Here is a 12,640-nt window from a genome sequence, read left to right as displayed (position 1 = left end):
TCACTCCACGAGTTGTTCTTCTTCATGATATTGATTTTGCCACATGGCTGAGTATCGGCCATTTTTCAGCAGCAGCGCCTCATGACGCCCACGCTCAACAATCGAACCCGCTTCCAGCACAATAATTTCATCAGCATCAATGATGGTTGATAAACGGTGGGCAATAACCAGCGTGGTGTGATCACGGCTGACCTCCCGCAAATGGGCCTGAATTTCACGTTCAGTCTGGGTATCCAACGCACTGGTAGCTTCATCGAAAACCAATATCGCCGGATTTTTGAGAATAGTGCGGGCAATCGCTACCCGTTGTTTTTCACCGCCGGATAATTTAAGCCCCCGCTCGCCAACTCGGGTGTCATAGCCATCTGGCAAGCTACTGATAAAATTGTGAATATGTGCCAGTTTTGCGGCCCGCTCTATCTCTGAAAAACTGGCTGATGTTCTGCCATAAGCAATGTTATAACGCAGCGTGTCATTAAATAGCACGGTATCTTGAGGCACGATACCAATCGCCTTGCGCAGGCTGGCCTGAGTGACATTGCGGATATCTTGCCCGTCAATAAGCACCGCGCCATCAGTCACATCGTAAAAACGGAACAGCAAACGGGAGAGTGTTGACTTGCCCGCCCCTGAAGCCCCCACAACCGCCACCGTTTTGCCCGGAGGAATGGTAAAACTCACGTTATTCAAAATAGGTCTACGCGGATCATAACCAAAACTGACTGAGTCAAAGCGCACTTCACCTTGGGTCAACTGCAATGTCGCGGCATCCGGCTTATCGGTAATCTCTTGCTCAACCATCAACAAATTGAGCATATTCTCCATATCAATCAATGCCTGCCTGATCTCAGAGTAAATAAAACCAAAGAAATTAAGCGGCTGATATAACTGTAAAAGGTAGGCATTGACCAAGACAAAATCACCGATAGTCATTCGACCTTGGGTGATACCTTTCGCTGCCATCGCCATCATGACCACTAATCCTACTGAGATAATGGCCGTTTGCCCGAGACTTAATGCAGTAAAACTGAATTGATTTTTTATTGCCGCATGTTCATACAGCTGCCGCGACTTATTGAAACGTTCGGCTTCAAACTCTTCATTGCCAAAATATTTTACGGTTTCATAATTGAGTAAACTGTCGATAGATTTAGTGTTGGCATCCGCATTGGCCTGATTAAGTTCGCGCCGAAAGCGGGTTCGCCAACTGACAGCCATCACCGTAAATAGGATATAACAGGCGACCGTGACCAAAATGGCGAGTGCAAACCAGCCATCTAATAGATGCCACATGATCAAAGAGACCAGCGTTATCTCAAACAAAATAGGGAATATGGAGAACAGCAGGCGTGAAAGTACCGTAGCAACCGCTTGTGTTCCGCGCTCGATCGACAAAGATAAACCACCCGTTTGTCGGTCAAGATGAAAGCGCAAACTTAGCTCATGTAACTGTTTAAATACCCGCAATCCAAGTAGCCGAGTCGCATTCTGGCTGATATGAATAAACATCACGTTGCGCAGCTCTTCAAATAAAGAGGCGCTAATTCTCGCGATCCCGTAGGCGATAATAAGGCTGATCGGAATAGCCAACATCCTGGCGCTTTCACTGCTTAATGTGTCGATCATCGCCTTGTAGGCCAGTGGCACCAGTGTTGTGCTGACCTTAGAAACCACCATAAATATGATGGCGGCCATCAGGTAGTAGCGGAGTTTGCGGTTATTCTTTGGCCACAGATAGGGCAGCAGGAACTTGAGTAAGCGGGAGCGATCCATATTTATATCTTTGTCATCTCAGGTGAAACAGCTGTAATTGTTTTTTTACATTCTGCCACGTATCAATGTAATGGCCTAATTGGGCTATACAGTTTTTTTGACCAAGATGAGCAATTCTCTTCGATATCCAAAAAATGTGATCGGCGTAACATTCCTCTTATCGAAAGCAACCCGCTTTCACTTATACAAACCGAAGAGAACATATTATGAAAACAACTATCGCAGCACTGACCCTGATCGCAGCAATCTTGGCACCAACAGTTTCAATGGCCAATATCGGTGACCATGACAGCTATCAAGGCACCTTCTCTATTAGCCAAGGCCAAACCACTGGCACAGCTGATCAAACCGCTAAAAACTAATTAGCTATATAGTCCCAAAGCGGCTAAAAATGAGGCACCAAAAGTCCCACGCAGATTGAGTGGGACTTTTATTATTCACCTATTATTCGTCGAAGAACCAATAGCCCTGATTAATCAGTTCGGTTAACTCAGCAATAAAAGCTGAATTCTGTAGCGCCCCACCCAACTCTTTTTTACCTATATGGGTGTAACGGCACAGTGCATCGGCGGCTTTAGGATCGGAGGTTTCCAGCCGTTCGCTATTGATGAAAAAATTGTCGCCAACTTGCAGAACCCGCAACCCACTCAGACGGGTCAAGACTTCACCGCCCATCAGTGCATCGACAATCTCCTCCTGCTGGAAAGGTGGCTCGGCTGGTGCAATATCCAGCTCATGGCGTGGCGTGGTGGCAAAGCGGCCAAACCACTGTTTGAAATCTTCCGGCTGATTAATCGTATCGACCATCATGCCGCGCAGGCGCTCAAGTTCATACTCTTCAACCCTCCCCGGATGTTCCCGACAGGTTAAATCAGGATCACTGTAATGTTCACCACCGAGATCATTTTCCAGCGCATAGTCAGCGAAACTGCTGATTAAGTCTCGGCCATTTGGCCCACGAAAGCCGACCGAGTAGTTGAACGCCGTTTCATGGGTGAAACCATCGTGTGGGAAGCCCGGTGGAATATATAAAATGTCACCCGGTTCGAGATCTTCATCAATAATCGGCGTGAATGGCTCAACATGCAACAGCGCCGGGTGCGGGCAAAACTGTTTTAGCGGCAGTTTATCACCAACACGCCAACGGCGGCGGCCCATCCCCTGAATGATGAATACATCATACTGATCAATGTGTGGCCCAACACCACCACCTGGAACAGAAAAAGAGATCATCAGGTCATCTAAGCGCCAGTCCGGCAGCACGCGAAATGGGCGCACAAGTTCAGCGGAGGGGGCATGCCAGTGGTTAACCGCCTGAGCCAGCAGTGACCAGCCGGTTTCACCCAAATTATCAAAATGCTCAAATGGCCCATTACTCGCCTGCCACTGACCATTGGTATGACTGACCAGACGGCTATCTACTTCTGCTTCCATTGCCAGCCCCGCCAGCTCATCCGGCGTAATAGGATCGACAAAGTTCGGAAATGCATTTTTTAATACTACAGGTTGTTTTTGCCAATATTTTTCTAAAAATTCGGGCCAGTTAAGATTCAGTTGATAAGCCATGCTTCAGTCCAGTGAGAAAAAACGGGTCTGATTATAAAGTGGCTCCCCCCTGACCGCCTTGTCATGGGTCAAGACAGTGCTTTAGCTAAGTGAAAATCTCGCTGGGTGTAGCGGCATATGAGGCTGTCAACATGGTAATAAGTGAACAACATTTTGTCAGAAATGGGACTTAATGCCACCAATCTGACACTTTTGAAAAATGCAGTTGAAAATTAGGGGGAGTAAACAGAGGGCAACTTATTGATTCTAAATGGTACGCCCTACAGGAGTAAAATTAAACTCTCAATATATTGTTAAATAAAGATATTAACCAAGTTCAATTTTAAAGATACCCCCAACGATACCCCCAAATAATTTTCCTTCCCCAAACCTGTACGAAGAAACTACCAAGAATCGTGAAAGACAATATTTGCTATCAAAATGATTTCATATCATCGCACTTCACTTTGCTGGTTATTATTTGACCGCCAATTTAACAGTTGATTATGGATTCATAATCACAAATAAAATTTCTCTATATATAACCAGAAAGTGGTCGGTTCGGTAGGTTCAGTCGGTTCACAGACGCATTTATTTGATATATAAGATAAATTAATTTTAAATTGAACCGACCCACGGTAGGTTCATCTACCAAGAAAGTCGGTTCAGTATCCATCTCCATATGTATAAATCTCTGGAGAGAATAAAAATAAAATTATAAAACATAATGTTATCAACTTACTTTGGAAATTTCATGCTATGGCGCTAACTAAAGGTTTTCATTTCATAATAGGCTGGGCAATTAAGCACATTGATGTAGGTGCTAACTCATAGGATCAGTGTTGAATCGTCTGTATAGGTCAAAGCACTGATGAGCTGTTCTGAGCTGATACTTTTCAGTAACGGGAAATTTATCAGCTTAAAACCGTTACTGAAGCAGATATCACACGTCTTGTTCTCAGTATCGAGCACTATTTCTTTAAATGTTTTGAAAATAAAACGTCTGCACTTCTCTCGGTCCTCTTTTAAGGTTAAATCCAGCGTTGTTACATCCTCACTAACGGCCAGCCTCTGCTTATTCTTAACTGCACGTATCGTGGCCTCATTACTTTTGAATTCTTTATGCAGTACCTTTACCTTTTCAGCCAAAGCAGTCACTTCAGGTGCTATTTGTAATGCCTCAATCAGCTTATCAATACTTTTAAGAACCTCAATATTTCTGTCCTGGAGCGAACGGGTCGATTCTCTACTGGTTGAATTAGTCTGGAATTTGTCAGCATGGATAACAACTGTAGTTATCAGGTTTACATCTGCAATATCACGCCTAATCGATGGAGTATTACAGCGATGTAACCGGCGCATGGGGCATACATAATACCCCATCCCTTTGCCATCTATGGAATTGAGAATGATACTGTGACCGCATGCTTTGCACTTCATCACCGAACGGAAGAGATTAATTAGATAGGGGTTATCAGTGTGCTTATCTTTGCCAAAGGGCGGTTTCTTGAACTCTCTGACTGCGTAGAAAGTTGTATCGGAAATGACTCGGGGAAAATAGCCCGGTATTTCTTGTATTCCATTGGCTATCGTACGGTATGACGGGACATTTATTCCAATAAGGGCTTTATTTACCAATAGCTTTTCAATTGTAGAAGGATTCCAGACGCCAATTTCTCCCGTTAGCGTTATCACCTTTTTGTCATTCAGGATTTTAACTATTCCATTGAGAGATTGCCCTTTTAATCGTAGCCGAAATATCTCTTTAATCGTCCTGGCATGTTCAGGTATCAGCTCGAAACTATCTCCGCTTTGGCTCACCTTCAACCAGCGCGGGCAACTTCTGGTGATTATTTTGCCCGAGGCCTCTGCTTCCTCCCTTTTCTTCTTCCATGCCGACTTCATCCGGCGTGATTTAATTTCACTTTCTTCATTGGCTCGTTGCGCAATTAGAATGGCTTTTATCAGTGAGTAAGGGTCGTCCAAAGAATCTTTAGTGTAATGAGTATGGTCGCTAAGGGTAACAACATCGATACCGGCCTTTAATATGCTTTTAAGTCGTTCCGTTGCTTCGCCTATTTTTTCACGAGACAGCCGGTCTAGGCTTTCTACCAGCAGAACCGTGCCATATTCAATATAACCGCCCTCTACAGCCACCATAAAGTCAGAGAATGCCCCTCGCGTGGCGTGTGTTCCATGGTAAGCACTGATACCCAAATCTTTATACGTCAAGTCGTCCAACAAGTAATCGGGGTTAGCCTCAAGCCATTCCGTCACTAGCCTATTTTGCCTTTTTAAAGAATCCCCATACTGTTGAACAGACGAAGAGAACCGGAGGTATGCGATTGCTTTTTTCATGGATATAACCAACGTAATAATGAAGACAGATACTGGCATACCGAAATTTAGCAGAAAGTGAACCCTGTCAAATCTTCTTCATGACGAAAAATTCAGCATTATTGATTTAAAAATAAGGTTGATGAAGAGATTTTGCAGGATACGTGGGAAAGTGCTGATGATTGGTTTCAGGCTTAAACCTACCTCACCAGGCCGGTGACCTACCGGCCACTCCTTCCCTGATAAATCCCCAGTATTTGTGTTGCAACCTATTCGGTCTATGATGCTAAAGGAAAATTAAGGCTCAATGTCCGGCGTCTCCGTTTGCTCTGCTAATCCACTGCTAGCCCATAGCTCAAGGAGGAGTAATGAAAGAGTATGTAATACCAGCAATTTTAGTCGTGGTAAGCATCATTTGCCTTACCGTAGCAGCTGACTACCTCTTTGATGTATTTTCCGATGGAGTGATAGGTTTCGGTGGCGTATACATTGATAAGATTCATCTTTACCCCAGCTAGCCCATAGAGTTATAAGAAGAAAGTGATTATAAGAAAGAATAAGGTTATTCGCAGCGCTCTGCCCTATTTATCAGTGATAGGAACGGCAACAGTATTTGCTTGTTTGTTTGCGGCTGTTTTAGCAGATTGATAACCCACTGCTAACCCATAGCTCAGGGAGGAGAGATGAAAGAGTATGTAATTCCTATCATTTTGATTGTGGCAGCCATCATAGGCCTTCTATATAGTTACCATGTGTCAGAATGGTTCGCGACTTCAGTCAATGAGGCATTTTCGGTTGTAGCTTAGGCTAACCCACTGCTAGCCCATAGAGGGGTGGGTTAGCATAGGAAGTACAGGCAGGCATCTAAAAGATAAAATAACGGGCTGGAAGGGAATTTTTTCTCTTCACGTATCAAAGGAAAGAGAATGGTGAGCTTAGACGTTCCTAACTGGAATGCGGTAGGTGTCATACCACCAATGGACATGAATAATCCTGTAGGTGCTTATCGCTCCCCCTATAAAACTGACATTATAAAATTGGTGGAACGTTATGCTACAAGCCCTCAGCGAATAGCCATTCTAAAAGGCTTCATCAATTTTCGTTCAGAGCTTCATAAAACTGGATTAACGGATGGATTTCAGTGGGTCGATGGGAGCTTCAATGAGAATGTCGAAATTACAGAAAATCGATCACCCAATGATATTGATGTAGTAACTTTTTTCACTTTACCCACAAATGAAACTCAGCAGCATGTGGTGTCACGGAATCCAGATCTGTTCTTGCCGCAACAAGCTGAGTGGAGAAAGGATAATTTCAAAGTTGATTCCTACCTACAGCCACTTCAGGTACCTAATGATAAACTTGTGGAAAGAACTGTATATTGGTACAGTATGTGGTCTCATAGGAGAGATTTAACTTGGAAGGGTTTTCTACAAATACCCCTTAATCCTTTACTGGATAATGAAGCTAAAACTCTTTTGGAAAAAATGGCAGCTGAAGGGGGTGAGCAATGAATCGCGATGATTATTTGTTCGTTCTAAGTGAACGAGATGAGATTTTGTCTCTTCTCAGCGATGCCTCTGATGACGATATTATTGGTAAAATGAGTCTCGAAAGTAGACTCATCGAATTAAATGAGCAGCTCTCTGATGAACCAGTTGATTTGCATCCCCCAGTAAAAGCAACCTTAACTTTCAAAGGTGCGCCTGTAATGGGAACTTATGGGATAGCTGCAAACTTTGGCTCAAAGATTGTTAACGCTTTTAATGATGCTATTTCGCATGTGGCTACATCATTCCAGGGCTCTCTTCCTGCTAAAGGGAAGGTACCAAACATTGATGGCAATATGCTGATGATTACCGGAACCGCAAAGGGTTCTTTCGGCTTTACATTGGAAGAGTTTAGGCCTGACGCTCCACTGTTTTTTGATGAAGAATCATCAGTATCCAAGGCATTAGATCAAACCCATTCAATTCTTCAAATGAGCATGAACGGGGATGATGATGGTCTTGCGGAAGCAATCAGCGATCTCGATGATCGCGCATTGGATAAAATACGCGGATTCGTTCAAATTTTACTAGATAACAAAGCTGTGTTTGCTTTAAAACATAACAATTTCCATCTGATCGCTAACAATATCAATGAAATAGAACGTGCCGTCTTTAAGTTGAGCAAAGATAGCGTCAGAGAAGAGTTAAAAGAATTCGAAGTAATCTTTATGGGTGCGTTACCACATAAAAGACAATGCGAATTTGTCATGAGTAATGATGAAGCCAAATCAATTTTGATTGCAAAAATAAGCAATTACATATCAAATCCCGATTCTATTAATGATCATCGTGGAGAAAAAGTAAAAGCTAAGTTCCTTTGCACCCAAATTGGAGATGGCAAACCAAAATACTCTCTTCGTGAGTTACCTGAATGGCTTTAACTAGATAAAAACTAACCCGGCCCCGCTGCCGGGTTTTTTGTGCCTGTAATCTGACGATGGAATAATTTCAGGAATATTTTGTTGTCGGTTTTGGTGTTCCGATCCCCACACGGGCACCACCTGACCACCACCGTAACTAATTGATAATACCGTAAAGATATGCGAATTATTCCTCATGCCCCCCCAGTAGGGTGCCATCCCGATCCCCCTGCGGTTGACAGAGCAGCACCATAATGTAAAACCGGTTGACACGACAATGCTAACTTCTCACCAATCACCGCAACTATGTGCTTCTAATTAATTTGATGTCCATCACAGTTAATATGGTTTCACAGGGTTATCTTAACCATGCGAAATCAAATTCACCTTGAAAAAAATGCAACACCAGATATTCCCGCCACGATTCATTATTCTCGCTGTCATCAATGAACGTGGCGGCTTTTTTTGCCTGTAATCTGGTAACTACCCTTTCATCTTCTTAATTGCCACCTCTAGGTACACTGGGCCAAAACCGCCCTCTTCTGCCACCTTATCCTGCATCTGCTCCAGGGCGCCAATTATCAACTCTTTTGATATTGGATGACCTAACTCATCTAGTCCAATTACTGCACGCCCAATCACCATGCAAACACCTTCAAAGACCTTTAACTTCTCGTCGCTAACACCTTTCATATCTACCTCTATATAAACTTCAATCAACTTAGCACGCCTAGTACGAAGCCTTGTAACCTGCGTCCATAATATCACTCTATTTTCAGAACATTCGGAGATTAAATCATTAGGAGTAGCCAGATAGAGCCAAGTATTATTGAAACAATATTGTAACAATCAGGGGATAAAGAAATGGATGCGACGTTACTTTCAAGGATGCGGTCAGGTGGACGGATTACAAGCTGGTCAGAAACGATGGTGAACCTAGAGGCCCATAAGCTAATTAATATCGCGAACACGCTGTCCGCTTCCCACCTTAGTGATAGTCTGACCCGGATAAATTTTATCCAGGAAATAAAGGAAGTTGTTGAGCAACAGTTCGCTGCCGCGCGGCGTGCTACATCGGACGAAGAGTGTATGGTTTGCATACAAAGTCTGAGAGCGGAGACGGAAAGCCTTCAGGCACAGGACCAGATGTTGCGGCTGAAAACCGCGAAACTTTACGCCAAAGTGGAGTTCGTCCGGGAAAATAACAAAATTGTTGGATACATCATCACAGCGGTGAACGTTGTACTATCAGGTTTATCGATGGTTGGCGGTGCAGTGTTTTTCGCGTCTATGACTCCACTTGGTATGTTGGCAGGTGCAACTCTATTTCTGGACGGAGTAAACGGTTTAACCAAAGAGGTAAACCATCATTTTTTTGGTAAAAAAGACTCTGAGGGAATGTTAGCTGACGGTGCTATGAACGCTGCTGAATTCATGGGGTTCAAAAAAGAAACAGGCCTTGCTGTTTACAATAGCGCGAGTTTGGGCGCAAATGTGTATGGAATTTTCGGTCTGCTTAGAAAATCTGGTTCATGGCGGCTTTTTCACTATCTCCCACAGGATTATTACCGCAAAGTTGACATGATGAGCAGACCAAAGTTAACAATGAAAATTGTAGGTTATGGTCTAAAGGCAAAGGTTATTTTCGATTTACTAAGTACCGATGAAGCCGTCCGTTAATGATTTTTTTTGAAAATCCATGATTTGTATGAGAGCACTGGCGGTTGGAGGATCCAAATGATTACCAGCCCAGCCAGTAGCGCTATTCCCATTGATATTATGCCATCCAAAGAAGCCATAAAAAGCGTAAGGATGAAAGTAATGATTACCCCGACAGTCAACATCAACGCAGCTTGAAAGCGTTTTGATAAGTCACTGATGACCATACTTAAAGTGAGTTCATCTTTGATTATATATTTTCTGAGTTTTTGCAGGTCTGCGGATGTAAACCCTGCCTGCAAAAGCTCAGCTTCATTGATACTCATATATATGTTCCCTCATAATCTAACAAAAGCGTTAGTCCAGTCGAATTATTACAATATTAGCTTAATGCCCAATGACGGGTACACTAAAAATAGTTATGTATTTGTGAATATTGAACAGAACACTTATTTTTAGTTACAAATACATTAATATTCTATCAACCTTACCTTATACATTATCGATATCTTTATGCTGTGCAGCCTACCAGAAAAACAGGGCACAATTTTTCGCATGGGAAAAATTTAGCCTTTCTGCATCCCTTTCTCATTTCCAGCTTCAATTTCAAGCGCTGCTTGCTTAGGTGTAGTGACCTGCATTTGAAATCGGCCCGACCTGCATTTACCCAGATCAGACTCACATTCGCAGATTACCAACCCACAATATCTGCAATTGAAATTGGTCTGTCGGTTCGTTCCACAAAACAACGTTTTATGGACAATTTATAAACCAACAAGCTCCATTGATGGGCATTGGCGCAGCGAGTCCAATAACTCATACCAGAAATCAAAGACCATAAACTTTGATGATCACTGAGTTTATGGAGTTGTCGCTGGTTGCAGCTAATGTGGGTTCGCCTGAATGGAATGCAGGTCGAAGCCCTCAATTGCAGGTTCATTTGCAGTTAATCTGGGTTTGTCACCCCGAATAGATGCAGATAATTCGGGTCGAAAAACGCGATAAATACAGGTGTAAGGATTTATAAACGCGGGTTATTACAGTTAGGGAGTTATACCCGTAGACTGACTGAATAGGCCGGGCAATTAAGCCCGGCTTTTGTTTACACTTTAGGCGCTACAGGCCATTCAATATCTGGCGCTTTTGATGTATCGATGCGGTTCAGTAAAACGCGGTAAGTTTTCCAAGCCGTAAGCTGCTCTTTATCGTCATCCGTTGCCATGCCGGTATCTACCGCATCTTGTAACGGTGCAATTTTCGCTGCGGCTGCATTCAATAATCGGGTTTTCTTTTCTTCCGCTTCCTGCACTGCTGCGGCCTTTTGCAAGACTTTATCCGTTACCCATTTCGCGCCGTTCCATTTGTCGTAATAGGTTTGCGGAGCCAGCAACGTCAATATGTCCGGCAACTCGCCAATAAAGCTGATTTCTTCTGGTTGACCGGTTTCAGTGCTGTATGCAGTCTTGCCGCGCAAGTCGTCAACTATTTCCCATGCATTGCCAGTATCGTTTCGACGCACGGCCTTATCTGGCTTTGTGGGTAATACGGGCGAATCGGCATAACCATTGGCGGGCAAGCTAACACCAAGGGGGAGATACTCATTATTGACGCCGATAAACTCTTGCGATTGGGTGTCTGCACTATAAACGGCAATCCAGCCAGCACGAATAGCGAGACCATTTGCTCCAATCTGCGCAGTTGGGATATCTAGTGAATATTTAGTCATTATATGGCTCTCACGATGTAGTTGAATGCAATGTTTCTCATACGTGTTTCTGCTGCTGTTCGTGAAACACGGCTAGCATCAAAGGTAATACCGCCAATATTACCGGCTGTTGTCACCTGATTGCCTAGCGCGTTATACACTTCCATTGGGCCAAATGCGCCAGTTGTTACAACCCCTGCAACTTGTTTACTGCCACCCATGTAGAAGTTGCCAGTGATGTTTTGCAATGCGTCAAGCTGCTGTGACAGCAACGCTCGTCCTGCGTCTACTCCTCGCCCATCGTCCCAGCCTCTAATGGCATTCCCGCGCATATCGGGGAGTACACCTGATGGATATTTAAGGGCTAACTTTGGGTAGGTAACGGTGCTAAATGCAGCACCGTTACACTTCAAATACCCGACCGGGACACTAGGCAGGGGGTAAGGAATTGGGATGCCAATCAGTTCACGTTCAGCTAGGTAAGCGTAAAGATTGCCGCCCCACAACGTACCTTGGATATTACCGTCCACTATCAATGCTGCACTGCCTTCTACACGCTCTTCACCCGCATAAACAGCACCTTTAGATATAATCCGCCCGCCTCTTACATCACCAACAATATCGCAGCGGCCATCTGCGGCAATGTTGGTTTTTGCAATGAGACTGCCTTGTACGGTAATGTTTCCTTGTGCGCCAAGGTTGCCTGCTAATTGAACATTGGCGTCGGTGGTATTAATAAATGGCAAGGTAATATCTTTGGTACCATCAAAATCTACACCACCTATTTTTCTCGCTGTGGCCAGTTTTGTGGCGGATGCTGCTGTGCCATCGATTGGCAATGAAGCATCAAGCGCGGCCTTGACAGCTTTCGGTGTAGCCGCTAACGATTCGTTGGTGCTGCTAGTCGAGTTGCTTAATTGAACAATACCTTTTTGGGTTAATGAGGCATCTTTAAGATCTGGGATTCCCTCACTAACGAGCTTTTGTATCGATAATAGAACTTGATCAAAAGCATCACTATCAGCTTCAATTTCGGCTGCTGCTAAAATACTCATTAATTCGCGTTGAATGGTATTAAACCACTCTGCCGGTAGTATTGTCGGTGGTACGCCACCAGCAACATTACCATCAGTAAACTCGCCATTATTGTCGGCGCGCGTATTAGGGATATCGCCAATTTTTTGCATAAGAAACCCTCGCCAGTTAAGGCG

General features: G+C 43.9%; 13 protein-coding genes. 6 read left to right on the top strand and 7 right to left on the bottom strand.

The window, feature by feature from the left end:
- Entirely contained in the window at positions 1-1,773 is a 1,773-nt protein-coding gene (locus HRK25_RS11925; RefSeq protein ID WP_005278105.1) for an ABCB family ABC transporter ATP-binding protein/permease, read from the bottom strand.
- A gap of 206 nt (positions 1,774-1,979) precedes the next feature.
- Between HRK25_RS11925 and HRK25_RS11920 the strand changes: the two genes are divergently transcribed.
- Complete coding sequence (locus HRK25_RS11920; RefSeq protein WP_005278114.1) at positions 1,980-2,135, top strand: hypothetical protein; 156 nt, start codon at positions 1,980-1,982, stop codon at positions 2,133-2,135.
- Positions 2,136-2,217: 82 nt separating this feature from the next.
- Here HRK25_RS11920 and HRK25_RS11915 read toward each other — a convergent pair whose 3' ends face one another.
- Both HRK25_RS11915 and HRK25_RS11910 read right to left on the bottom strand, forming a co-directional pair.
- On the bottom strand, positions 2,218-3,339 hold the full coding sequence (locus tag HRK25_RS11915) for a ribosomal protein uL16 3-hydroxylase (RefSeq protein ID WP_005278116.1): 1,122 nt from the start codon (positions 3,337-3,339) through the stop codon (positions 2,218-2,220).
- Positions 3,340-4,146: 807 nt separating this feature from the next.
- On the bottom strand, positions 4,147-5,676 hold the full coding sequence (locus HRK25_RS11910) for a recombinase family protein (protein ID WP_032898676.1): 1,530 nt from the start codon (positions 5,674-5,676) through the stop codon (positions 4,147-4,149).
- 132 nt (positions 5,677-5,808) lie between these two features.
- On the opposite strand from HRK25_RS11910, the gene HRK25_RS20450 reads away from it, so the two are divergent.
- The 4 genes from HRK25_RS20450 to HRK25_RS11890 all read left to right on the top strand — a co-directional run bounded on the left by HRK25_RS20450 (position 5,809) and on the right by HRK25_RS11890 (position 8,086).
- Positions 5,809-5,853, top strand: coding sequence for a hypothetical protein (locus tag HRK25_RS20450; protein ID WP_226713535.1), 45 nt, complete (start codon positions 5,809-5,811; stop codon positions 5,851-5,853).
- A 170-nt stretch (positions 5,854-6,023) separates the two neighbouring features.
- A complete protein-coding gene (locus HRK25_RS11900; protein WP_153802295.1) occupies positions 6,024-6,173 on the top strand; it encodes a hypothetical protein in 150 nt (49 codons plus the stop codon).
- A 408-nt stretch (positions 6,174-6,581) separates the two neighbouring features.
- Positions 6,582-7,169 (top strand): DUF6932 family protein, encoded by a 588-nt coding sequence (locus HRK25_RS11895; RefSeq protein WP_032898672.1) that lies wholly within the window; start codon positions 6,582-6,584, stop codon positions 7,167-7,169.
- On the top strand, positions 7,166-8,086 hold the full coding sequence (locus tag HRK25_RS11890) for a hypothetical protein (protein ID WP_005278118.1): 921 nt from the start codon (positions 7,166-7,168) through the stop codon (positions 8,084-8,086). Before HRK25_RS11895 ends, HRK25_RS11890 begins: the two co-directional genes overlap by 4 nt.
- A gap of 462 nt (positions 8,087-8,548) precedes the next feature.
- Here the strand turns inward: HRK25_RS11890 and HRK25_RS11885 are convergent, their stop codons facing one another.
- Complete coding sequence (locus HRK25_RS11885; RefSeq protein WP_138775396.1) at positions 8,549-8,785, bottom strand: hypothetical protein; 237 nt, start codon at positions 8,783-8,785, stop codon at positions 8,549-8,551.
- 144 nt (positions 8,786-8,929) lie between these two features.
- On the opposite strand from HRK25_RS11885, the gene HRK25_RS11880 reads away from it, so the two are divergent.
- A complete protein-coding gene (locus HRK25_RS11880; RefSeq protein ID WP_099460537.1) occupies positions 8,930-9,745 on the top strand; it encodes a DUF4225 domain-containing protein in 816 nt (271 codons plus the stop codon).
- Here HRK25_RS11880 and HRK25_RS11875 read toward each other — a convergent pair.
- The 3 genes from HRK25_RS11875 to HRK25_RS11865 form a co-directional block, all read right to left on the bottom strand.
- Positions 9,742-10,050 carry a hypothetical protein gene (locus HRK25_RS11875; protein ID WP_032899220.1) on the bottom strand — a complete coding sequence of 103 codons (309 nt, stop codon included), beginning with the start codon at positions 10,048-10,050 and terminating at the stop codon, positions 9,742-9,744. The genes HRK25_RS11880 and HRK25_RS11875 overlap by 4 nt on opposite strands.
- Positions 10,051-10,826: 776 nt before the next feature.
- On the bottom strand, positions 10,827-11,450 hold the full coding sequence (locus HRK25_RS11870) for a tail fiber assembly protein (RefSeq protein WP_049602796.1): 624 nt from the start codon (positions 11,448-11,450) through the stop codon (positions 10,827-10,829).
- Complete coding sequence (locus HRK25_RS11865; RefSeq protein WP_005278814.1) at positions 11,450-12,616, bottom strand: phage tail protein; 1,167 nt, start codon at positions 12,614-12,616, stop codon at positions 11,450-11,452. Before HRK25_RS11865 ends, HRK25_RS11870 begins: the two co-directional genes overlap by 1 nt.
- Positions 12,617-12,640 lie beyond the last annotated feature (24 nt).

This window comes from Yersinia bercovieri ATCC 43970, from assembly GCF_013282745.1.
Classification (GTDB): domain Bacteria; phylum Pseudomonadota; class Gammaproteobacteria; order Enterobacterales; family Enterobacteriaceae; genus Yersinia; species Yersinia bercovieri.
This window is presented reverse-complemented; position numbering and strand designations above follow the sequence as displayed.

Coding starts and splice junctions, on each gene's coding strand:
- HRK25_RS11910 (WP_032898676.1), bottom strand. CDS start 5,676: ATGAAAAAAGCAATCGCATACCTCCGGTTCTCTTCGTCTGTTCAACAG.
- HRK25_RS11875 (WP_032899220.1), bottom strand. CDS start 10,050: ATGAGTATCAATGAAGCTGAGCTTTTGCAGGCAGGGTTTACATCCGCA.
- HRK25_RS11870 (WP_049602796.1), bottom strand. CDS start 11,450: ATGACTAAATATTCACTAGATATCCCAACTGCGCAGATTGGAGCAAAT.
- HRK25_RS11920 (WP_005278114.1), top strand. CDS start 1,980: ATGAAAACAACTATCGCAGCACTGACCCTGATCGCAGCAATCTTGGCA.
- HRK25_RS11900 (WP_153802295.1), top strand. CDS start 6,024: ATGAAAGAGTATGTAATACCAGCAATTTTAGTCGTGGTAAGCATCATT.
- HRK25_RS11890 (WP_005278118.1), top strand. CDS start 7,166: ATGAATCGCGATGATTATTTGTTCGTTCTAAGTGAACGAGATGAGATT.
- HRK25_RS11895 (WP_032898672.1), top strand. CDS start 6,582: ATGGTGAGCTTAGACGTTCCTAACTGGAATGCGGTAGGTGTCATACCA.
- HRK25_RS11865 (WP_005278814.1), bottom strand. CDS start 12,616: ATGCAAAAAATTGGCGATATCCCTAATACGCGCGCCGACAATAATGGC.
- HRK25_RS11925 (WP_005278105.1), bottom strand. CDS start 1,773: ATGGATCGCTCCCGCTTACTCAAGTTCCTGCTGCCCTATCTGTGGCCA.
- HRK25_RS11880 (WP_099460537.1), top strand. CDS start 8,930: ATGGATGCGACGTTACTTTCAAGGATGCGGTCAGGTGGACGGATTACA.
- HRK25_RS11915 (WP_005278116.1), bottom strand. CDS start 3,339: ATGGCTTATCAACTGAATCTTAACTGGCCCGAATTTTTAGAAAAATAT.